Below are 23,492 nucleotides of genomic sequence, written 5' to 3'. Positions count from 1 at the left end.
TTTTTTGTGTCCATGATAAACAGTATCAGGGCATAACGTTATTGCAGTAAAGATATATCTGCGATAGCAAAAAAGCTATTACGAATTTCACTTAACAAGGTTAAACGATTAGTTTTAACTTGTTCATCATCAGCCATTACCATCACGTTATCGAAAAAGTTATCTATTGGCTGTTTCAGTGCAGCTAATTCCGTTAAGGCACTTTGGTAATCTTTATCAGCCATTAATGGAATTACTTTAACTTTAACCGTAGCAAAGTTTGCAGCAAGCTCTTTCTCTGCAGTTTCTGAAGCTAAATCTTGGTTAAACTCAGAAAATAGTTCACCTTTAAATTTAACTAATATATTACCAACACGTTTATTTGCTGCTGCTAACGTTGCTGATTCAGCTAAGGTTTTAAAGTGAGTTACAGCATTAATTCGTTTATCAAAGTCTAAAGGCTTAGATGGTGCATTAGCTAAAACAGCTTGAATAACATCTACAGCAATTTTTTGATCTTGATAATAGGCACGGTATCGGCCTGAGATAAAATCTAAAACCTGTTTTGCTACATCGTCACTAGATAATTTATCTTGGTATAACTCGACACTTTTTTCGATAAGCTCTGCAATATCAAGGTTCAATTGCTTTTCAATGATAATACGGATCAAACCAATTGCGGCACGACGAAGTGCAAACGGGTCTTTATCACCTTTTGGCGGTTGGTTAATACCAAATATTCCCACCAAAGAGTCAACCTTGTCGGCAATAGCAACAGCGCACCCAATAGTTTGTTCAGGTAAAGAGTCACCGGCATAACGTGGGCGGTATTGATCTTCTAATGCTTGAGCAACAGCTTCTGGTTCACCATCATGTTGAGCATAGTATTTACCCATGGTGCCTTGTACTTGTGGAAACTCAAGTACCATATCTGACATTAGATCGGTTTTACTTAACAAACCTGCACGGTAAGCTAGTGCTTTATCATCACCCGTTTTCTGCGCAACAAATTCACTTAAGCTAGCAATACGTTCTGACTTTGCTTTTACTGTACCAAGCTGCTTTTGGAATAAAACTGACTCTAAACTAGTTAATCTAGACTCAAGTGTTTGTTTTTTATCTGTTTTAAAGAAAAATTCTGCGTCAGCTAAACGAGGACGGATTACCTTCTCATTTCCCTTAATAACTTGGCTTGGGTCTTTACTAGCTATATTTGATACAAAAATGAATTTATTCAATAGCTTACCGTTAACATCAGTTACAGGAAAGTACTTCTGGTGATCTTTCATTGAATAAATTAATGGTTCTGCTGGAACGTTAAGGAAATCTTCATCAAAACTCCCCACTAGCACAACAGGCCACTCTACCAATGAAGTAACTTCATCAAGTAGCTCTTCGTCAGGTAAAACAACACCGTCAATTTCTTTCGCAACAATATTGATTTGTTCGATAATAGTGTTTCTACGCTCTTGGTAATCAACAACAACATGTGCTTCACGTAACGTTGTTTCATAATTGTCAGCATGATTAATGGCAACTAAGCCATGATGATGAAAACGATGTCCAGTAACAACATTATTAGATTTAACATTGAGTGTTTCACCAGCAATAATTTTTTCACCGTAAAGCATAGTTAAGGTATGAACTGGACGAATAAATTGAGTTCTACCTGAGCCCCAACGCATTGGCTTAGGTACTGGCAATTTAGCTACGGCGTGATTAACCATATCAGGAATCAGCTGCTCAATATGCTTACCTTGCTCTACCGTTTTGTGTAGCAACCATTCGCCTTTATCAGTTACTAAACGTTCAGCGTCAGCAACAGTAATGCCATTTGAACGTGCCCAGCCTTCTGCCGCTTTACTGGCATTGCCTTCAGCGTCAAATGCTACATCGATAGCTGGTCCGCGTTTTTCGATGGCTTTATCAGCTTGGCTGGCAATTAAACCGTCAACTTTGACCGCTAAACGTCTTGGCGTCGCATACCAATGCATAGCAGTATAAGAAAGCTTAGCTGCATCTAGTTGAGCTTTAATTTGATCATGAAACGTTGTCGCTAATGTTTTTAACGATTTTGGTGGTAACTCTTCCGTGCCTAATTCAATTAATAGAGTTTCAGTAGTCATTACGATTTCTCCTCTGCTGAAGTTCCATTGGCATCGTTATTCTTACAAAGAGGGAAACCAAGTTCTTCTCGTTTTGTATAATAAGCTTGTGCACATGCTTTAGATAAAGTTCTAACTCTTAAGATATAGCGTTGACGTTCTGTCACTGAAATTGCGTGACGAGCATCAAGTAAGTTAAATGCATGCGATGCCTTCATTACTTGTTCGTATGCTGGTAATGCTAAGCCTTCTTCAATAAGCTTTTGGCTAACCGCTTCACATTGATCGAATGTTTTGAAAAGATCTTCAACATCTGCATGTTCAAAGTTGTAAGTAGATTGTTCTACTTCATTCTGATGGAATACATCTCCATAAAGCACTTTCCCCATAGGACCATCAGTCCAAACCAGGTCATAGATACTATCAACATTTTGAATGTACATTGCTAAACGTTCTAAACCGTAAGTAATTTCACCGGTAACTGGTGCACACTCAATGCCACCTACTTGCTGAAAATAAGTAAACTGGCTAACTTCCATGCCGTTTAACCAAATCTCCCAACCAAGACCCCAAGCACCTAATGTTGGTGATTCCCAGTTGTCTTCTACAAAACGAATATCATGTACTAGCGGATCAACACCCATCTCTTTTAAAGAGTCTAAATACAATTCTTGGATGTTATCAGGAGAAGGCTTTAGCATTACTTGGAATTGATAATAATGTTGTAGTCGATTCGGGTTCTCGCCATAGCGACCATCAGTCGGTCGACGACAAGGTTGAACATAAGCACTACTCATCGGCTCAGGACCAATAGAGCGTAAAAACGTCATAGGATGAAATGTACCAGCTCCTACTTCTAAATCTAGTGGCTGAACTATTACACAGCCCTGGCGTGACCAATAGTCTTGCAATTGCAATATCAGTCCTTGAAAGGTCTTTATATTAAACGTGCTCATGAGAATCCGAATTTTTGGTTATGTTTATCAAATAAGGCTAATTATACCTATTGTCACTTTATTAGCCTAGTGTCCTTGCTTCAATGTTTGAAATTTATTCAAGCTAACAGCAAGGTTTAGAAACAAAAAATGCCCGATCATCAAATCGGGCATTTTTATTTATGCAATTTAAACCTATACGTCTAAGTTTGCCACTTTAAGCGCATTCTCTTCAATGAAGTTTCTACGTGGCTCTACATGATCACCCATTAAGGTATTAAAAAGCTGATCCGCAGCGATTGCATCTTCAATCGTGACTTGTAACATTCTTCGTGTTTCAGGGTCCATTGTAGTTTCCCACAATTGGTCAGGGTTCATTTCGCCCAACCCTTTGTAACGTTGAATATATTGTCCACGCTTTGATTCAGCCATTAGCCAGTTTAATGCTTCTTCAAAATTAATAACTGGTTTAACTTTCTCACCACGTTTAACGTAAGCGCCTTCTTCCATCAGACCATTAATTGCTTTATTTAAGTTTTGAATGGCAGCGAACTCTTTTGACTCGATAAACTCATAAGTGCAATCGTATAGGGTATCGATACCATGTTTGCGAACATTAAAGCTTGGGTAGTAAATATTACGCTCTTGGTCTTGTTTAACTTCGACGGTATAAATAGAGCCGTTACCATCTTGATCATCTAATTGTTTAAGAAGATTGGCGGTCCATGTTTCAACTTTATCTTTACTAGTAAAGTCTTCACTAGCAATAGCATCGCTGTAAACCATCTTTTCTAGAATATCTGCTGGAATTAAACGAGAAACACGTTTAATCGTTTCATGCGCTTTACGGAACTGATTTACTAATTGTTCTAACGGTAAACCTGATAATGCTGGCGCAGATTCATTAACATGAACCTCTGCATTTTCTAAAGCTAACGTTGTTAGGTACTCAGTTAAGCCTTCATCATCTTTAATGTAACGTTCTTGCTTACCTTTTTTCACTTTATAAAGCGGTGGCTGAGCAATATAGATATAGCCACGTTCCATTATTTCAGGCATTTGACGATAGAAGAATGTCAGTAGCAATGTACGGATGTGTGAACCATCGACATCAGCATCTGTCATGATAATAATACTATGATAACGTAATTTTTCAGGGTTATATTCGTCACGACCAATACCACAACCTAATGCTGTGATTAGTGTTCCAACCTCCTGAGAAGATATCATTTTATCAAAACGTGCTTTTTCAACGTTAAGGATTTTACCTTTTAACGGTAATATAGCTTGGTTTTTACGGTTACGCCCCTGCTTGGCTGAGCCGCCAGCAGAGTCCCCTTCCACAATATATAGTTCAGAAAGCGCAGGATCTTTTTCCTGACAATCAGCTAGTTTACCCGGTAAGCCAGCGATATCTAAAACACCTTTACGGCGTGTCATCTCTCTAGCTTTACGCGCAGCTTCACGTGCACGGGCAGCATCAACAATTTTCATGATGATAGTACGAGCTACAGAAGGTTTTTCGAGTAGGTATTCACCTAGTTTTTCACCCATAGCTTGTTCTACTGCGGTTTTAACTTCAGATGAAACAAGTTTATCTTTAGTTTGCGAAGAGAATTTAGGATCAGGTACTTTAACTGAAATTACTGCTGTTAAACCTTCACGAGCGTCATCACCAGAAGCACTGGTTTCTGTACTACCGCCTTTCTTAGTTTTGTTTAGACCTTCTTTAACCATGTAGCTATTAAGCGTACGAGTTAATGCCGTTCTAAAACCGCTTAAGTGAGTACCACCATCACGTTGTGGAATATTGTTAGTGAAACAATGAATACTTTCTTGGAAGCCATCATTCCATTGCATTGCCACTTCTACAACAATGCCATCATCACGCTCTAAGTCGAAATAGAATATTTCTTCGTTTACTGGTGTTTTGTTAGTGTTTAAGTAATCTACAAATGCTTGAATACCGCCGTCAAAATGAAAGTGATCTTCTTTACCTTCTTCACGCTCATCAACAAGACGAATAGATATACCTGAGTTTAAGAATGATAACTCACGAATTCTTTTTACTAATAGGTCGTAATGAAATAGCACATCAGAGAATGTTTCTTCACTTGGCCAAAATCTTACTTCAGTACCAGTTTTATCACTTTCACCAACAACCTTTAGTGGTTCTTGTGGTTCACCAGCATTATAAATTTGCTCGTATAATTTGCCTTCACGACGAATATTAAGTTTCAACTTACTACTTAAAGCATTTACTACTGAAATACCAACACCATGAAGACCGCCAGAAACTTTATAGCCAGAGTCTTCACCGCCAAATTTACCACCGGCATGAAGTACAGTCATAATAACTTCAGCTGCAGAGATTCCCTCTTCAGGATGTATTTCGGTAGGAATACCACGACCATCATCCTTTACAGAAACAGAGCCATCTAAGTGGATTTTAACAATAATATCACTACAGTGACCTGCAAGAGCTTCATCAATTGAGTTATCCAATACCTCAAATACCATATGATGAAGGCCTGTGCCATCATCAGTATCACCTATATACATCCCTGGTCTTTTGCGAACTGCATCTAAGCCTTTAAGTACTTTTATACTTGCCGAGTCATATTCATTTTCTATTGTCATAGCTTGTAGCCTACTCACTCATTACTGATAGTTTGCCATGTTTCACGTGAAACATTTTATAGTTTTCTTTTTGAGGAACGAGTTGTTCCACTGCTGTTTTATCTATTGCTGTTACGATAACCTGACATTCTATTGCCGCTATAGCATTGTTCAATAGCGTTCTAGAATTGTTATCCAATTCAGCACCAACATCATCTATTAATAAAATTGGTTTTACTCGATTAACTCTTTCAATAAGCTTCGCTTGTGCAAAAGTTAATGCCAGTAAAAACAACTTTTGTTGACCTCTGGATAATTGATTATCCAAAGAAGTACCATTTAATATAAACCTTACATCAAATTTTTGAGCACCAAATAAACTGTATCCTATTGCCAATTCTTTTTCTTGATATTGACCTAATACATCAATCAATGATTTCTTAGAATTCCAACCTTGCAAGTACTGAATTACTATATCATCAGATACCGACGGTAACATGATTTTTAGCCAAAAACTTAACTCATTAGTCAACTCATTTACGTACTCGGCTCTCAAGTTTGCGATTTGTTGAGAACTTTCAGCAAACACCTCTGCCCAATAACTTAATGTTGCAGCGTCAGCCTTATTTCTTAAACAGGCATTACGTTGCTTTAATATTCTAGAGAACTCTCTCCAGTGTTCTGAAAAGGAATGTTTCACGTGAAACAATCCTAAATCAATAAAACGTCGTCGTTGCTTCGGACCACCAAAAAAAAGTTTAAAGCTTTCTGGAGTAATCACCTGCACCGCAACATTTTTAGCCAGAGATGAGAACTTAGTTTGCTTCTCACCGTCTATTCTAATTTCAGTGCTACCTGCGCTGGCATCAAATCCTTTACGAACACCAAGCTGACAATCTTTATCTGTTTTTATACTAACAGTAAATGAACTTTTTTCACGTTGTAATAAATTATCTACTTTTGAACTCCGAAAAGATTTTCCGTGACCCAAATAAAAAATCGCTTCTAATAAACTACTTTTGCCACTACCGTTATCACCAATAATAAAATTAACATCTGAATGAAAATTTATAGAAACACTTTCTATGTTGCGAAAATCTTGAATAAATAATTTACCAATACTCATTACAGTCGCATTGGCATCACAACATACAAGGCTTCACCTGATTCTCCACCTTCGATAACCACACTACTATTGGCATCAGCTAAAGTAAATTTCACATCAGTTTCTTTAATAGCATTTAAAACATCTAAAACATAACTTACGTTGAAGCCAATCTCGACTTCATCATAAGGAAAATTAATTTCAATAACCTCTTCAGCCTGCTCTTGCTCAGGGTTATTCGCCGTAATTTTTAACTCTGTACTACCAAAGTTAAGACGAACACCTTTAAACTTTTCATTAGACAAAATAGAAGCACGAGAAAGTACTTGCCTTAATTCATCTTTATTGGCATTTAAAATTTTGTCACCATTGCGTGGTAACACTCGACGGTAGTCAGGAAAGCGACCATCAACGAGCTTACTGGTAAATGAGAACTCTGTATCAATAATTCGAATATGGTTAGAACCCAAAAATACTTGTACACTTTCATCAACAGGATCGAGTAAACGAATAATTTCTAAAATACCTTTACGCGGCACAATCACTTGGCGAGAAGGCAGCTCAAGTGCTTGGTTAGAAATTTTACAAATAGCTAAACGATGGCCATCAGTAGCGACAGAACGAATTTCTTTTCCTTCAGTCTCAATCGACATACCATTTAAATAATAGCGAACATCCTGGTTTGCCATTGAAAAATGAGTACTTTCAATTAGCCGAAGTAATTCAGATTTTAATAAACTAAACTCAACATCACCTTTCCACTGTTCAATATTAGGAAAGTCAGTTGCAGGTAATGTAGAAAGTGAGTATTTGCTGCGACCAGTACTGATTTTAATAACATCATTATCAGACTCAAAAGAAAGCATAGAATCATCAGGTAAGCTTTTACAAATATCTAAAAGTTTACGAGCAGGAATAGTAACTTTTCCATCTTCAGCATGGTTATCAATTGACGCATAAGCAACCATTTCAAGTTCTAAATCAGTAGCCGTTAACGTAAGTGATTGCCCACTTACATCAAAAAGAATATTACCTAAAATAGGCAGCGTACTCTTTCTTTCAACAGCACCAGAAACCAATAACAAAGGCTTCAGGAGTAATTCTCTATTTAATGAAAATTTCATTTATGACCCACTTTTACTTACTTATTATTATGATGATAATGTTCTTGTTAAGTTTGAATAATCTTCTTTTATATCATGCGACTCTTCACGCAACGCTTTTACCTTTCGACAAGCATGCAATACGGTCGTATGGTCTCTTCCACCATAAGCATCACCAATTTCAGGTAAACTATGGTTGGTTAGCTCTTTAGATAATGCCATTGCAATTTGACGAGGTCTAGCAACAGATCTATTTCTTCTTTTTGAAAGTAAATCAGCCACTTTAATTTTATAGTATTCTGCAACCGTGCGTTGAATATTATCGATAGTAACGAGCTTATCTTGCAAAGCTAATAAATCGCGCAAAGCTTCTCTAACAAAATCTATTGTTATAGCACGCCCAGTAAAATTAGCATTTGCGATAACGCGATTTAAGGCGCCTTCGAGCTCGCGCACGTTTGAACGTAAACGTTTAGCAATAAAGAATGCAACTTCATCGGCCAAGTTAATATGACTTTCTTCTGCTTTACGTTTTAATATTGCAACACGAGTTTCTAGTTCTGGTGGTTCAATCGCAATCGTTAACCCCCAGCCAAAGCGAGATTTTAAACGATCTTCAACATCAACTTCTTTCGGGTAACGATCGCTAGTTAATATTATTTGCTGATTACCTTCTAGTAACGCATTAAAAGTATGGAAAAATTCTTCCTGTGTACGATCTTTACCAGCGAAAAACTGAATATCATCAATTAATAACGCGTCAACAGAACGATAATATTGTTTAAATTTTTCCATGGCATTATTTTGCAATGCCCTCACCATATCTTGAACAAAACGCTCTGAATGCATATAAGCAATTTTGGCATTGGGCTTATTAAGCAAAATACCATTACCTACCGCATGTAATAGATGGGTTTTACCTAAACCTGTTCCACCATAAATAAATAATGGGTTATAAGCAGCACCTGGATTATCAGCAACTTGTGAGGCAGCTGCTCGTGCCAATTGGTTAGATTTACCTTCAACAAAATTATCAAAAGTATATTTAACTCTAACATTGGTGGTTTTCGGTAAGTTACTTTCTGGCGCTGATGATTCTTTAGCCATTGGCTTAGTATTAGGCTGAACACGAGTAATGCTGTCCTGAACACTCACTTGCTGATTAGGAATACTACCAACATCAAAACGCAATAAAGGTGGATTAGCGCTATCTTGCATACTTACAAGTTCGTTAATACGATTTACATATTTATCTCTAACCCAATCCAAAACAAAACGATTTGGTGCATATAAAGTTATAATATTATCAGTCACCACACATTGTAATGGGCGAATCCACATACTAAATTGTTGTGCGGGTAATTCTTCTTGAAGAACAGACAAACATTTTTGCCAAAGTGAATGATCCAACAACCGACTCCTGATAATGACTATACTTTACGAATTATTTTCGCATTAAACTCAATGACAAAAAAAAGCAGCATAGAAAAAGATAATAATTTTTATATTGCCACTATTATCACCATAGTTATCCACAACATCAATATTGACATTTCAATAATAGGGTTTTATTTTCAATTATTTTTAACAAACACAGTAAAAGTAGGCTTTACACAAGTTTTTTAGAGTAAATTAGTGCTAAAAAACTTTAAATATACTATTTAATTATTATCGAAATAATGGACTGCTCTTTGCTAATGAAAAGCAATTTTGTTATAAAACTGTGGATACTTTTCAGATCGAGACGATCCGGCAACGATCTTTTTAAAATAGCTGAAGAATAATCATTGACAAAGTTTGCTTCTCTATATAGAATTTCGCCTCATTTTTAGACCCAGTGTGCTCATGAAGGCTGTTTTGCCAGGGCAACGACAACAGACGGATTAGCGTAATGAAAAGAACATTTCAACCTAGTGTATTAAAGCGTAAGCGCAACCATGGCTTCCGTGCTCGCATGGCTACAAAAAACGGCCGTGCAGTAATAGCACGTCGCCGTGCTAAAGGCCGCGCAAGCCTTAGTGCTTAATTTTTTAACTAGAAGTTTAGGTTAAAAAATTGGTGACCAATACGGTTACTTATGAATTTAATCGGGAGTCTCGTCTTTTGACTCCCGGTCAATTTCAATCTGTCTTTTCAAAACCTCTTCGTTTTGGCTCTAGCCATATCACTATCCTCGTAACACCAAATTCTGATAATAATAATCGCTTAGGTTTAGCCATAGCTAAAAAACGGGTCAAATTAGCCGTTCAACGAAATCGTATCAAACGACAAATTCGTGAAAGCTTCCGTTTAAATCAACATAATATCCCCCATATAGATATAGTTGTTATGGTAAAGTCGGGTACTGACAAGCTCGAAAACAAAGAAATTAATCAGCAATTGGAAAAAATATGGCGAAAAATAATTCAACGCCACAAAAAATAGCAATTACCTTCGTAAAAGCTTACCAGCGTTGGCTTAGTCCATTGCTTGGCCCCAATTGTAGATTTGACCCAACTTGCTCTTTTTATGCTATAGAAGCAATTAATCGCTTTGGTGTGATAAAAGGTTGTTGGTTAGCAGGCAAACGTATACTAAAATGCCATCCATTAAATGCGGGTGGACATGATCCCGTACCACTATCAAAAAAAGAGAAATAAGAAATTATGGAATCCCAACGCAGTTTTCTTTTTATTGCGCTTATGGTTGTTACCTATTTGCTATTTAATCAATGGCAAACAGACAATGCTCCAATTATTGAGCAACCAGCAGTAACTCAACAAACAATTACAACTAGTAACGGCGACTTTGTTCCTGAGTCTTCAGCAACAGTATCTCCATTAAATAATGAAACTACCGTAGCAAAAGCAACAGTAATTTCAGTAACGAATAACGTTTTCGCTTTAAAAATAGATACAAATGGTGGTGACATTGTTGAAGCTAAACTTTTAAAGTTTGATACTGAACAAGGCAGCGGTATTCCATTTACCATTTTACGTAGCGACACCGACCGTTATGTTGCACAGAGTGGTTTAACAGGCGCTCAAGGTTTAGACCGTGTTATTAAAGGTCGCCCTGTATACCAAACTTCAGCTACAGCTTACCAAACATCGCTAGATGCACCTTTAATGGTTGATTTAGATTATATTGACACAGCAGGCTTATCAGTGACTAAACGCTTCACTTTTAATCATGATAGTTACGCAATTAACGTTGAATATATAATTCGAAACAACGCGAATACACCAGCAAGTGTGCAAATGTATGGTCAATTAAAACAAACCACATTAATTGAAACATCAAGTGGTTTGATTCCTACATACAAAGGAACTGCATATTCAACCACTGAAGATGTTTATGAAAAATACGATTTTGACGATATTGCAGAAACAAACTTAAATGTTTCAACACAAGGTGGTTGGGTTGCTATGTTGCAACACTACTTTGTCTCTTCATGGGTTCCTGAGAAATCATCAACAAATCAACTTTATAGTTTATATTCAGCAAATAAAGATGCGATTATCGGCTTTAAAGCCCCAGCGATTACAGTTGAGCCAAATAGTACAGCAACAACATCCGCTATTTTCTATGTCGGTCCAAAAGATCAAGACGTTTTAGAAAGCATTGAAGAAAACTTAGATCTTACAATTGATTACGGCTTCTTATTCATGATTAGCCAACCTTTGTTTTGGTTACTTATTAAAATACAATCAGTTGTAGCTAACTGGGGCGTCGCAATTATTCTTATTACTCTTATTGTTAAGGGTGGTATGTATCCTTTAACAAAAGCGCAATACACATCAATGGCTAAAATGCGTGCATTACAACCAAAAATGACACAGCTGAAAGAACGTTACGGCGATGATAAGCAAAAAGTATCACAAGCTATGATGGAACTTTATCGCAAAGAAAAGGTAAATCCAGCCGGTGGTTGTTTACCATTAATAATTCAAATGCCTATTTTCTTAGCACTATATTGGGTATTTTTAGAGAGTGTTGAATTACGTCATGCACCATTTATGCTATGGATCCAAGATCTTTCAGCGCAAGACCCATTTTACATTCTGCCAGTGTTAATGGGTATAAGTATGTTCATTATGCAAAAAATGCAGCCAATGACGGTGCAAGACCCTATGCAACAGAAAATAATGCAATACATGCCAGTTATGTTTACTGTATTCTTTTTCTGGTTCCCATCAGGACTAGTACTTTACTGGTTAGTAAGCAATATTATTTCTATTGTACAAATGAAAATAATATTCTCGGGCATCGAAAAAGCCAAAGCTAAGTAAATTCATTTCTATAATTGAAAAAGGTAGCAATTAGCTACCTTTTTTTATGCTCTGATCTTTCTCATACGCCCTGCTTTACAATATATTAGTGTGTCCCTACACGTCGATGAACGGTATGCCATGATCACAAAGGTGTGATTGAATGGCGATTGCCTGAAATTTATCAGCTATTCACTATATTCCCCTACCTTCCATCAGTTAATTTAGTTTTAATCACAACAATAATTAACTCTGCATTTCCAGTCTGTTGTTATCAGTTTATAATATCGCCAATTAAACAATTGCCAAAAACAGAGATACTTCATGACCAACCTTGCTTTTTCATCAAGCCAAAAAGAAACCATTGCTGCACAGGCCACAGCACCAGGACGAGGTGGTGTTGGTATCATCAGAGTTTCAGGGCCAGAAGTGAAAAATGTTGCTCACGCTATTTTGGGTAAATTGCCTGAATTAAGAAAAGCTGAATATTTAACCTTTAATGATCAAAAAGGCCAAGCATTAGATCAAGGTATAGCACTTTACTTTAAAGGGCCAAATTCATTTACCGGCGAAGATATTCTTGAACTTCAAGGCCATGGCGGACCAGTTATACTTGATATGTTGTTGAAAGAAATACTCGCTTTACCAAATGTGCGTATGGCCGGCCCTGGGGAATTTAGTGAGCAAGCTTTCATGAACGACAAGCTTGACCTAACGCAAGCTGAAGCAATTGCCGACTTAATTAATTCAAGCTCAGAGCAAGCCGCTCGTTGTGCATTACATTCTCTACAAGGTGATTTTTCAAAGTTAGTTCATCAAATGGTTAATGATACCATTCACTTACGTATGTATGTCGAAGCAGCAATTGATTTTCCTGAAGAGGAAATAGACTTTCTCGCTAATGAAAAAGTTGTCAACGATCTTAAAGCTATTATCACGCAAGTTGCAGAAGTTAAAAATAAAGCCCAGCAAGGCAGCATTATCCGTGAAGGAATGCGCGTTGTTATTGCAGGGCGACCTAACGCCGGTAAATCAAGCCTACTAAACGCATTAAGTGGTAAAGAGAGTGCAATAGTAACGGATATCGCCGGTACAACTCGTGATGTGCTTTCTGAACAAATTCACCTCGATGGCATGCCATTGCACATTATAGATACTGCAGGCTTACGCGATAGCGCAGATAAAGTAGAACAAATAGGTATTGAACGTGCTTGGAAAGAAATTAATCAAGCAGACCGAGTTCTACTAATGGTTGATTCATCAACAGATATTAGTATAGATCCTAAAACAGTTTGGCCAGATTTCTTCGATAAGTTACCTGCCAATATAGGGTTAACTATTGTCAGAAATAAAGCCGACATAAGTCAGGCTAAAACGGGATATAGTGAGCTAAGCGATACCCCTGCCATTACTTTATCAGCTAAAACAGGTGAAGGTGTTAATGACCTAACAGCGCACCTTAAGCACATCATGGGTTATCAAGGTAGCGCTGAAGGTGGCTTTATGGCACGACGACGTCATTTGGTTGCTCTTGAAAAAGCTCATGAACACTTAGAAATAGGTTTAGAGCAATTAGAATCCTATGTCGCAGGAGAAATTTTGGCTGAAGAATTACGTTTTTGCCAACAAGAACTCAACAAAATAACAGGTGAATTCACTAATGATGATCTGTTAAGCCAAATATTTTCTTCGTTTTGCATTGGTAAATAAAGTTATAAATAACACATAAATTCACTTAAAAAATCAAAAAATAGGCGTCTTAAATGAGCTCATTTCAAGTAATTGTTGGTAGTATGTTAGGTGGTTCAGAGTATGTTGCTGAAGCCTGTGAAGAAACATTAACGGCACTTGGCCATGATGTTGAATTACATTTCCAACCAAATTTTGCGCAAATAAACAGCGAAAATCAAACCTGGTTAATTTGTACCTCTACACATGGTGCTGGTGACTACCCAGACAATATTCAAGCATTTGTTACGGATCTAGAAAAAAGCGATCAAGATCTATCCTCAGTTAAGTTTTTAACGATCGGCGTTGGCGATTCTAGCTATGACACTTTTTGCTTTGCGGCTAAAAACTTAAATAAACTACTTATATCAAAAGGTTTCATTGAAATAGTACCAATAAAAACCCTAGATATGAGCGAAGATATTGATCCAGAAGAGCGATCTCAAAACTGGTTAAATGAAAATAAAGATCATTTATAAGCCAATTACCCATAACTTATTCACAATATACCAAGAAATAAAAAAGCAATGTGGATAACTCTGGGTAAAAACTATTAATTTTCTATTATTATTCAGTAGATAATATATAACTTTAAAAGAGCTGTGGATAACTAGCTCTTTTGATCAAAGCTTATACGTGAGTTGATCAACGTTTGATCACAAGGTTTTATACTATATAATTACATGTTTTATATAAGTAAAAAGCACTTACCCACAGAAAACAAGGATCCTAATAAGTAATAATAACAAGATCTATTTAAAGATCTTTATATATTATTTAAGGATCAAGCTAAGATCTTTTCATGAATTTGATCATTCCCCTCGAGTAAAAAAAGCGTTAAAATATCGCTCTTATTTTTTAAAGATAAACCAAACTAAGGTTATTAATTTATGTGGTATCAAGAGTCTTATGACGTAATTGTTGTTGGTGGTGGTCACGCAGGTACAGAAGCAGCCCTTGCAGCATCTCGTATGGGATGTAAAACCTTACTGCTAACCCATAACATTGATACCCTTGGACAAATGTCATGTAATCCAGCCATTGGTGGTATTGGCAAAGGTCACTTGGTAAAAGAAATTGATGCGTTAGGTGGTTTAATGGCTACGGCAGCTGATCATGCTGCGATCCAATTTAGAACATTAAATGCCAGCAAAGGCCCTGCAGTTCGTGCAACACGTATTCAAGCTGATCGTAGTTTATATCGAAATTTCGTCCGTAATTACCTTGAAAACCAACCTAATTTAACGATATTCCAACAGCCTTGTGATGATCTTATTCTAGAAAATAGCAAGATCGTCGGTATTTCAACACAAATGGGCTTAAAGTTTAAAGCTAAGAGTGTTGTCTTAACGGTAGGTACTTTCCTTGCAGGACAAATTCATATTGGTTTAAATAATTATCAAGGTGGTCGAGCGGGTGATCCTGCAAGTATTAACCTAGCTGAACGCTTACGTGATATGCCATTTAGAATGGATCGTTTAAAAACAGGTACACCACCTCGTTTAGATGCGCGCAGTCTTGATTTTTCCGTAATGGAAGAGCAAGCAGGAGATGATCCTCGCCCGGTATTTTCGTTTATGGGATCAGGTAATGATCACCCAGAGCAAGTTTCATGTTTTATCACCCATACCAATAAAAAAACTCATGAAATTATTCAATCAGGTTTAGATAGATCACCAATGTATACCGGTGTTATTGAAGGTGTAGGACCAAGATACTGCCCTTCTATTGAAGATAAAATTCATCGCTTTGCTGAAAAAGATAGTCATCAAATATTTGTTGAACCTGAAGGTTTAACCACACACGAAATTTATCCTAACGGTATATCAACAAGTTTACCGTTTGATGTACAAATGGATCTTGTTAGATCGATCAAAGGTTTCGAAAATGCTCATATCACTCGTCCTGGTTACGCTATTGAATATGACTTCTTCGATCCTCGCGACTTAAAGCAAACACTTGAAAGTAAATTTGTTGAAAACTTATATTTTGCTGGACAAATTAACGGTACAACTGGCTACGAAGAAGCTGGTGCTCAAGGTCTATTGGCAGCAACCAATGCAGCAGCACGCGTACAAGGCAAAGAAGAGCTGGTATTAACACGTGATCAAGCCTACATGGGCGTACTTGTTGATGATTTAGCAACACTAGGGACGAAAGAACCTTACCGTATGTTTACTTCACGTGCGGAATACAGATTATTATTACGCGAAGATAATGCCGATATCCGTTTAACTGAAAAAGGTCGTTCACTTGGCTTAGTTGATGATCAACGCTGGCAGCGTTTTAATGAAAAAATGGAAAATGTTGAGCTAGAACGTCAACGTTTGCGATCTGTATGGGTACAAAAGGATCATGCGGTAGCGCCTCAAATAAATGAATTATTAAAAACACCATTAAGTCGTGAAAATAACCTAGAAGATCTTGTTCGTCGTCCTGAAGTTAGGTATGACGATTTAATGAAAATTGAAGGATTAGGTCCAAAGTTATCGGATACACAAGCTGCTGAACAAATTGAAATTCAAATTAAGTATGCTGGTTATATTGATCGTCAATTAGATGAAATTGCGAAAAAGAAACGTCATGAAGATACGTTAATCCCAATGGAATTCGACTTTACCCAAATTTCAGGTCTTTCAAATGAAGTGGTCGCTAAGCTTAGCGATGCTCGTCCAGAAACTATTGGTAAAGCTTCGCGTATTTCTGGTATTACTCCCGCAGCAATTTCGTTATTATTAGTCTATCTGAAAAAACATGGTTTATTACGCAAAACAGCATAATAAACCAACATATTAATTAAGATTTCGCCTAATGACATTATCTGATCAGCTAGCTACTTTAATAAATGAAACCTCAATAGAGGTTTCTGAAGAAAAAGTTGCCTTACTTATTCAATATGTTGAATTATTGAATAAGTGGAATAAAGCCTATAACCTAACCTCAATTCGTGATCCAAAAGATATGGTTGTTAAACATATCATGGATAGTTTAATGGTCGGGCCGTTACTTGAAGGTGATTCGTTTATTGATGTTGGCACTGGACCAGGTTTACCGGGGATTCCACTTGCCATCTTGTACCCTGAACGCAATTTTGTCTTATTAGACAGCTTAGGAAAAAGAATCACTTTTTTACGTCAAGTTGTCTATCAACTCAAACTTAACAATGTAACCCCTGTTAAAGCACGTGTTGAAGAGTATTACCCTGAAAAGCCATTTGACGGTGTATTAAGTCGCGCGTTTTCATCTTTACTTGATATGGTGACATGGTGTGATCATCTTGTTACTGTTGAACATGGTCGATTTTTAGCCTTAAAAGGCCATTATCCAAATGATGAAGTAGCAGCTTTACCGAGTAATGTTTCCGTAGCGAAAAGTCATACTATTGCCGTTCCTCGATTAGAAGGTGAGCGGCATTTGATTGAATTAGTAAAATCATAAATAATAATAAGCTTTTGATCTAAAAGTATTTGGGGATCCTGTGGGAAAAATAATTGCGGTTGCAAATCAGAAAGGTGGTGTTGGTAAAACGACAACCTCAGTAAATTTAGCAGCATCGCTTGCGGCGACAAAACGTAAAGTCTTGCTAATAGATCTAGATCCTCAAGGTAACGCGACGATGGGGAGTGGTGTTGATAAATATGAAGTGCCAGCAACCTGTTTTGAATTATTAATTGAAGAACGTCCTTTCGAAGATGTTGTATGTAGAGATACCTCAGGTGTTTATGATTTAATTGCTGCCAATAGTGATGTGACGGCGGCTGAAATTAAGTTAATGGAAGTTTATTCTCGAGAGCATCGCCTAAAAAATTCTTTATCTAAAGTTAGAAAAGACTACGATTTTATTATTATTGACTGCCCACCTTCTTTAAACATGTTAACAGTAAATGCTATGACTGCAGCTGATTCAGTATTAGTGCCTATGCAGTGTGAATATTATGCCTTAGAAGGGTTAACAGCATTAATGGATACTATCTCGCAGTTAACCTCTGTGGTAAACAGCAAACTATATATTGAAGGTATTTTACGTACTATGTACGATCCACGTAATCGCTTAGCCAATGATGTATCCGAACAATTAAAACGACATTTTGGTGATAAAGTATATCGTACGGTAATACCACGCAATGTTCGTTTAGCTGAGGCGCCTAGTTTTGGCGCTCCGGCTATGTATTATGATAAATCTTCGACAGGCGCTAAAGCCTATCTTGCATTAGCGGGTGAAATATTACGTCGAGCAGAACAAAACAAACAACCTAAACCGCAAGCTACATCCGAACAAGAGCAAGGAACAGTATGAGTCAAAGTAAACGCAGAGGTCTAGGTCGCGGTCTTGATGCTCTATTAACAACACCTACAAGTAATTCTTCAGAAGAACCTGGTGTTGATAAAGGTAACAAAGAAAGTGAATTACAAAACTTACCGATAGAGCAATTACACCCAGGCAAGTATCAGCCACGTAAAGATATGTCGGCTGAAGCTCTAGACGATTTGGCTAATTCGATAAAGTCACAAGGTATTATTCAACCTATCGTTGTTCGACCTATTAGTGATCATAGTTACGAAATTATTGCAGGTGAACGACGTTGGCGTGCCGCACAAATAGCAGAGCTTGATAATGTTCCTTGCCTAATTAAACATGTGCCTGATGAAGCGGCAGTTGCGATTGCATTAATTGAAAACATTCAACGTGAAGATCTTAATGCGATGGAAGAAGCTATTGCACTTGAGCGTTTGTTAATTGAATTTGAATTAACTCACCAAGAAGTTGCTGAGGCCGTTGGTAAGTCTAGAACAACAGTTTCTAATTTATTGCGTTTAAATAACTTAAACAGTGAAGTAAAAACGTTGCTTGAGCATGGTGATATTGAAATGGGTCATGCACGTGCGCTGTTAGCATTAGATAACGATATTCAAACCAACACCGCCCGTATAGTTGTTGCCAAAGAATTAAATGTTCGAGAAACTGAAGCACTTATTAAAAAGGTTCAACTACCTGAAAAAGAGCCAAAAGAAAAAGAAATAGACCCTAATACCAAAGCTCTTGAGCAAAACTTATCTGAAAAGTTAGGTTCGCAAGTTGTTATTAATCACAATAAAAAAGGTAAAGGAAAGTTAGTTATATCATACAGCGACCTATCTGAACTTGATGGAATAGTCTCTCGTTTTAACTCTTTTTAAAACCGTATTAAATGTGACCAATAAAAGTAAGTAACTTTTCAAAGTGATAAGTTACTTAAAATATGCAGTTTTTCTTCTCTCTTTGCCATAAAAACTTAAAGTTTTCCTAATCGATTATACATTAGTCGTAATTTTGTCATTTAGCGTTACATTTCGCACATTATCTGGGCAATGAGTGCCCTATTTTGTTGCAATAGCGCTGTAATTAAGTATACTTGCGTCGGCTTTTTAAAGAGGATATTTCATCTTTAAAAAACTGTAAGAATTACGAAAATTATCGTATGGAGTTTCTGGTGAGTTTATTTATTGGCAATGAGTTAGCTAAACCAGGAAGGCAATTTGCATTTAAGCAAATATTGATTTCGATAATCATCGTAATAACTTTCAGTGTAGTGACATATTTTATTTGGGGATTATCTTTCGCATACTCGGTATTAGCGGGTGGAGCGATAAGTATAATCCCTAATTTTATTTTTGCTCATAAAGCATTTAAATATGCTGGAGCAAGATCGTCCGAAAAGGTTTTAGATTCCTTTTACAGTGGCGAAAAATTGAAAATTGTATTAACGGCCGTTTTGTTTGCGCTAGCCTTCAAATTTTTAGCGATAGAGCCGATAGCTTTTTTCAGCAGTTTTTGCGTAGTAGTGGTATTGCCATTACTAACACCATTTTTTTTTAAACTTTAATCATTGGGATAATTAATATGTCTGCTGCGGAAATTACCAGCCAAGAATATATTAAACACCATTTAACCAATTTGTCTGTAGGTGAAGGTTTTATGACCGTTCACTTAGATACACTTGGTTGGTCGGTGTTTTTAGGTTTGGTTTTTATTATGCTATTTCGTTCAGTTGCAAAAAAAGCAAGTACCGGTGTTCCAGGTAAGTTGCAATGTGCTGTAGAAATGGTTGTTGAGTTTGTTGATGACAGCGTTAAAAGTACCTTTCATGGTAACAACCCTGTAATCGCGCCATTAGCTTTAACTATTTTTGTTTGGGTATTGCTGATGAATGCTATGGATTGGGTGCCGGTTGATTTAATACCGCGTATCTTTGAGTTGTTTGGTGTTCATTATATGAAAGCCGTACCAACAACCGATCCAAACATGACTTTTGCATTAGCATTAGGTGTATTTGCTTTAATTATTTATTACTCAATTAAAGTAAAAGGCATTGGTGGCTTTATTAAAGAGCTAACTACTCAGCCGTTTGGCCACTGGTCATTGTACCCGGTGAACTTTATTTTAGAGATGGTTACTTTACTTGCTCGTCCGTTATCACTAGCACTACGTCTATTTGGTAACTTATACGCAGGTGAATTAATTTTCTTATTGATTGCGACAATTGGTTTATTCCAATTGCCAGTACACTTTTTATGGGCTGCTTTCCACTTGTTGGTTATCCCATTACAAGCGTTTATCTTCATGATGTTAACTATTCTTTATTTGAGTCTAGCTCACGAAGATCACTAATTTGCAGGGAACAAATTAGCACGAATTTATTCGGCCCTTCGGGGTGTAAGGCAGGATGCCTAGAATACTAAATTTTTTGCCCTTTATTAGATAAAACTAGCAGGGGGCATTAATACAAGTTTCAACCTTAATTTTTAACTTTATAACTTTACTTAAATAATCGGAGATAAATATGTTATATATCGCTGTTGCTTTATTAATCGGTCTAGGTGCTCTTGGTACTGCGATTGGTTTTGGCTTACTTGGTGGCAAATTTTTAGAGTCTGCTGCTCGTCAACCTGAGTTAGCACCACAACTTCAAGTAAAAATGTTCATCGTAGCGGGTCTTATCGATGCTATCGCAATGATCGGTGTTGCTATCGGCTTATACCTATTATTCGCAGTTGGTGTTCCAGCTTAATTTATAACGCGAATTTGAATAGGAGATACATAAATGAATCTTAATATGACCTTAGTTGGTGAATTAATCGCATTTATCGTATTCGTAATTTTTTGTATGAAGTACGTATGGCCACCAATTATTGGTGCCATCGAAGCACGCCAAGCAGTTATTGCTGATGGCCTTGCAGCTTCTGACCGTGCAGCTAAAGATCTTGAGCTTGCTCAAGAGAAAGCTACAGCACAACTAAAAGACGCTAAAGCGCAAGCAGCTGGAATTGTTGAAGCTGCTAAAAAGCGTGAAGCTCAGATAGTTGAAGAAGCTGCAGTTAAAGCACAAGCTGAGAAAGAAAAAATCTTAGCTTCAGGTCATGCAGAAATTGATACTGAACGTAACCAAGCTAAAGAAGAATTGCGCCAACAAGTGGCTATTCTTGCGTTAGCTGGTGCTGAGAAAATTCTTGAACGTTCAATTGATGCCGCTGTACATAGCGACATTTTAGATAAACTTGTAGCTGAACTTTAGAGGGAAATGAGCTTATGTCTGAATTGACTACCATCGCTCGTCCCTACGCTAAAGCGGCGTTTGATTTTGCTATTGAAGCGAATGCAGTTGAAAGCTGGTTAGAAATGCTAGTTTTTGCTGCAGAAGTTGCTAACGATGCCACCATTATAGAATATCTTTCTGGTGGTGCATCGGTAGAACAAGCACAAGACATCTTTTTGAAAGTCTGTGATGTTCAACTTGATAGCAATGGCCAAAACTTAATTAAAGTGATGGCTGAAAATCAACGTTTATTGGTGCTACCACAGGTTGTTGCTCATTTTAGCGAATTAAAAGCTGAACATGAAAAAACGCTTGCTGTGGATGTAACCTCTGCTGTTAAATTAACAACAGAGCAAGAAACTACATTATGCGCTGCGCTTGAAAAGCGTTTGGCTCGAAAAGTAAAACTTAATTGTGAAATTGATGCAAACGTAGTCTCTGGCTTAGTAATAAAAGCTGGTGATATGGTAATAGATGGTTCAGTACGAGGTAAACTGAACCGCTTAGCAACAACAATGCAATCCTAACGGGGAACAGAGCATGCAACTGAATTCCACTGAAATCGCTGAACTGATCAAGAGTCGTATTGAACAGTTTGACGTAGTTAGTGAAGCTCGTAATGAAGGTACTATCGTTTCTGTAACAGATGGTATCATTCGTATTCACGGTCTTGCAGACGTAATGCAAGGCGAGATGATCGAACTTCCTGGCAATCGCTTCGCTATCGCTTTAAACCTTGACCGTGATTCGGTCGGTGCGGTAGTTATGGGTCCTTATGCGGATCTAGCTGAAGGCGTAAAAGTAAAATGTACTGGTCGTATTTTAGAAGTACCAGTAGGACGTGGCTTATTAGGCCGTGTTGTAAACACTCTTGGTGAGCCAATTGACGGAAAAGGACCTATCGATAACGATGGTTTCGCTCCTGTTGAAGTAGTAGCACCAGGTGTTATCGATCGTAAATCTGTTGATGAACCAGTACAAACTGGTATTAAATCAATCGACTCAATGATTCCAATCGGTCGTGGTCAACGTGAACTTATCATTGGTGACCGCCAAATTGGTAAATCAGCGATCGCACTAGATGCAATTATTAACCAGAAAAACACTGGTATTAAGTGTGTATACGTAGCAATCGGTCAGAAAGCTTCTACTGTTGCGAACTTAGTTCGTTCATTAGAAGAGCACGGCGCGTTAGATAATACTATCGTTGTTGTTGCTTCTGCTTCTGAAGCTGCTGCACTACAGTACTTATCAGCTTACTCTGGTTGTACTATGGGTGAATACTTCCGTGACCGCGGTGAAGATGCACTAATCGTATATGATGATTTGTCTAAGCAAGCAGTTGCTTACCGTCAAATTTCATTACTTTTACGTCGTCCGCCAGGCCGTGAAGCTTACCCAGGTGACGTTTTCTATCTTCACAGCCGTTTACTTGAACGTGCTGCTCGTGTAAACGAAGCGTATGTTGAAAAGTTCACAAACGGTGAAGTTAAAGGTAAAACAGGTTCTTTAACTGCCTTACCTATCATTGAAACACAAGCGGGTGATGTATCAGCATTCGTACCAACTAACGTAATCTCAATTACCGATGGTCAGATCTTCTTAGAATCTAACCTGTTTAACTCAGGCATTCGTCCTGCTGTAAACGCTGGTATTTCTGTATCTCGTGTTGGTGGTGCTGCTCAAACTAAAATCATCAAGAAGCTTGGTGGTGGTATTCGTTTAGCATTAGCACAATATGCTGAACTAGCAGCCTTTGCTCAGTTTGCATCAGATTTAGATGACGCTACACGTGCTCAATTAGAGCATGGTCAACGTGTTACTGAATTGATGAAGCAAAAGCAATACAGCCCATTGTCAATTGCTGAAACAGCCGTATCATTATTTGCCGCAGAAAAAGGCTTTTTAAATGATATTGCAATCGACAAAGTTGTCGATTTTGAAGATGCATTACGTTCATACGTAAACAATGATCACGCTGAATTGATGGCTACTATCAATGAAAAGGGTGACTATAACAAAGACATCGAGTCTGGTTTAGCTAAAGCTATTGAAGCTTTTAAAGCGACCCAAACTTGGTAATTGAGTTAACCT

At 37.4% G+C, this 23,492-nt stretch carries 22 protein-coding genes; 16 read left to right on the top strand and 6 right to left on the bottom strand.

Features of this window, described 5'->3' with window-relative positions; all coding sequences use genetic code 11:
- Window positions 1-38: 38 nt before the first annotated feature.
- From glyS to dnaA, 6 genes are all read right to left on the bottom strand, one after another.
- Window positions 39-2,105, bottom strand: a complete 2,067-nt coding sequence (gene glyS, locus B7C41_RS17585) for a glycine--tRNA ligase subunit beta (protein WP_085300254.1) — start codon at window positions 2,103-2,105, stop codon at window positions 39-41.
- Window positions 2,105-3,040, bottom strand: a complete 936-nt coding sequence (glyQ, locus tag B7C41_RS17580; protein WP_085300253.1) for a glycine--tRNA ligase subunit alpha — start codon at window positions 3,038-3,040, stop codon at window positions 2,105-2,107. The genes glyS and glyQ overlap by 1 nt, the downstream gene beginning before the upstream one ends.
- A gap of 174 nt (window positions 3,041-3,214) precedes the next feature.
- Window positions 3,215-5,659, bottom strand: coding sequence for a DNA topoisomerase (ATP-hydrolyzing) subunit B (gyrB, locus tag B7C41_RS17575; RefSeq protein WP_085300252.1), 2,445 nt, complete (start codon window positions 5,657-5,659; stop codon window positions 3,215-3,217).
- 10 nt (window positions 5,660-5,669) lie between these two features.
- Window positions 5,670-6,764: a DNA replication/repair protein RecF gene (gene recF / locus B7C41_RS17570; protein ID WP_085300251.1), complete on the bottom strand. Its 1,095-nt coding sequence runs from the start codon at window positions 6,762-6,764 to the stop codon at window positions 5,670-5,672.
- Window positions 6,764-7,867, bottom strand: coding sequence for a DNA polymerase III subunit beta (dnaN, locus tag B7C41_RS17565; RefSeq protein ID WP_085300250.1), 1,104 nt, complete (start codon window positions 7,865-7,867; stop codon window positions 6,764-6,766). Before dnaN ends, recF begins: the two co-directional genes overlap by 1 nt.
- 27 nt (window positions 7,868-7,894) lie before the next feature.
- Window positions 7,895-9,256, bottom strand: a complete 1,362-nt coding sequence (dnaA, locus tag B7C41_RS17560; RefSeq protein WP_085300249.1) for a chromosomal replication initiator protein DnaA — start codon at window positions 9,254-9,256, stop codon at window positions 7,895-7,897.
- A gap of 481 nt (window positions 9,257-9,737) precedes the next feature.
- Between dnaA and rpmH the strand changes: the two genes are divergently transcribed.
- The 16 genes from rpmH to atpA all read left to right on the top strand — a co-directional run bounded on the left by rpmH (window position 9,738) and on the right by atpA (window position 23,480).
- Window positions 9,738-9,872, top strand: coding sequence for a 50S ribosomal protein L34 (rpmH, locus tag B7C41_RS17550; RefSeq protein ID WP_033080930.1), 135 nt, complete (start codon window positions 9,738-9,740; stop codon window positions 9,870-9,872).
- 32 nt (window positions 9,873-9,904) lie between these two features.
- Window positions 9,905-10,270: a ribonuclease P protein component gene (gene rnpA / locus B7C41_RS17545; RefSeq protein ID WP_085300311.1), complete on the top strand. Its 366-nt coding sequence runs from the start codon at window positions 9,905-9,907 to the stop codon at window positions 10,268-10,270.
- The gene (yidD, locus tag B7C41_RS17540; RefSeq protein ID WP_085300247.1) at window positions 10,237-10,485 is read left to right on the top strand and encodes a membrane protein insertion efficiency factor YidD; all 249 of its coding nucleotides are present in this window, start codon (window positions 10,237-10,239) and stop codon (window positions 10,483-10,485) included. Before rnpA ends, yidD begins: the two co-directional genes overlap by 34 nt.
- Before the next feature lie 6 nt (window positions 10,486-10,491).
- The gene (gene yidC, locus B7C41_RS17535; RefSeq protein ID WP_085300246.1) at window positions 10,492-12,117 is read left to right on the top strand and encodes a membrane protein insertase YidC; all 1,626 of its coding nucleotides are present in this window, start codon (window positions 10,492-10,494) and stop codon (window positions 12,115-12,117) included.
- Between the two features lie 303 nt (window positions 12,118-12,420).
- Complete coding sequence (mnmE, locus tag B7C41_RS17530; RefSeq protein ID WP_085300245.1) at window positions 12,421-13,806, top strand: tRNA uridine-5-carboxymethylaminomethyl(34) synthesis GTPase MnmE; 1,386 nt, start codon at window positions 12,421-12,423, stop codon at window positions 13,804-13,806.
- Window positions 13,807-13,859: 53 nt separating this feature from the next.
- Entirely contained in the window at window positions 13,860-14,303 is a 444-nt protein-coding gene (locus B7C41_RS17525) for a flavodoxin domain-containing protein (RefSeq protein ID WP_085300244.1), read from the top strand.
- Window positions 14,304-14,714: 411 nt separating this feature from the next.
- Window positions 14,715-16,604 carry a tRNA uridine-5-carboxymethylaminomethyl(34) synthesis enzyme MnmG gene (gene mnmG, locus B7C41_RS17520; RefSeq protein ID WP_085300243.1) on the top strand — a complete coding sequence of 630 codons (1,890 nt, stop codon included), beginning with the start codon at window positions 14,715-14,717 and terminating at the stop codon, window positions 16,602-16,604.
- 31 nt (window positions 16,605-16,635) lie between these two features.
- Complete coding sequence (gene rsmG / locus B7C41_RS17515) at window positions 16,636-17,262, top strand: 16S rRNA (guanine(527)-N(7))-methyltransferase RsmG (protein ID WP_085300242.1); 627 nt, start codon at window positions 16,636-16,638, stop codon at window positions 17,260-17,262.
- Between the two features lie 40 nt (window positions 17,263-17,302).
- Window positions 17,303-18,121: a ParA family protein gene (locus tag B7C41_RS17510; RefSeq protein WP_085300241.1), complete on the top strand. Its 819-nt coding sequence runs from the start codon at window positions 17,303-17,305 to the stop codon at window positions 18,119-18,121.
- On the top strand, window positions 18,118-19,002 hold the full coding sequence (locus B7C41_RS17505; protein WP_085300240.1) for a ParB/RepB/Spo0J family partition protein: 885 nt from the start codon (window positions 18,118-18,120) through the stop codon (window positions 19,000-19,002). The genes B7C41_RS17510 and B7C41_RS17505 overlap by 4 nt, the downstream gene beginning before the upstream one ends.
- Window positions 19,003-19,295: 293 nt before the next feature.
- Entirely contained in the window at window positions 19,296-19,688 is a 393-nt protein-coding gene (locus B7C41_RS17500) for an ATP synthase subunit I (RefSeq protein ID WP_235839767.1), read from the top strand.
- A 17-nt stretch (window positions 19,689-19,705) separates the two neighbouring features.
- Window positions 19,706-20,473 (top strand): F0F1 ATP synthase subunit A, encoded by a 768-nt coding sequence (atpB, locus tag B7C41_RS17495; protein WP_085300238.1) that lies wholly within the window; start codon window positions 19,706-19,708, stop codon window positions 20,471-20,473.
- 172 nt (window positions 20,474-20,645) lie between these two features.
- On the top strand, window positions 20,646-20,873 hold the full coding sequence (gene atpE / locus B7C41_RS17490) for a F0F1 ATP synthase subunit C (protein ID WP_077284459.1): 228 nt from the start codon (window positions 20,646-20,648) through the stop codon (window positions 20,871-20,873).
- Window positions 20,874-20,906: 33 nt separating this feature from the next.
- Window positions 20,907-21,377, top strand: a complete 471-nt coding sequence (gene atpF / locus B7C41_RS17485; protein ID WP_085300237.1) for a F0F1 ATP synthase subunit B — start codon at window positions 20,907-20,909, stop codon at window positions 21,375-21,377.
- Window positions 21,378-21,391: 14 nt separating this feature from the next.
- Complete coding sequence (gene atpH, locus B7C41_RS17480) at window positions 21,392-21,925, top strand: F0F1 ATP synthase subunit delta (protein WP_085300236.1); 534 nt, start codon at window positions 21,392-21,394, stop codon at window positions 21,923-21,925.
- 13 nt (window positions 21,926-21,938) lie between these two features.
- Window positions 21,939-23,480, top strand: coding sequence for a F0F1 ATP synthase subunit alpha (atpA, locus tag B7C41_RS17475; RefSeq protein ID WP_085300235.1), 1,542 nt, complete (start codon window positions 21,939-21,941; stop codon window positions 23,478-23,480).
- Window positions 23,481-23,492 lie beyond the last annotated feature (12 nt).

Source organism: Cognaticolwellia mytili (genome assembly GCF_002104475.1).
Lineage (GTDB): Bacteria > Pseudomonadota > Gammaproteobacteria > Enterobacterales > Alteromonadaceae > Cognaticolwellia > Cognaticolwellia mytili.
The sequence above is the reverse complement of the archived record's forward strand: the minus strand, read 5'-3'. Positions and strand labels throughout refer to the sequence as shown.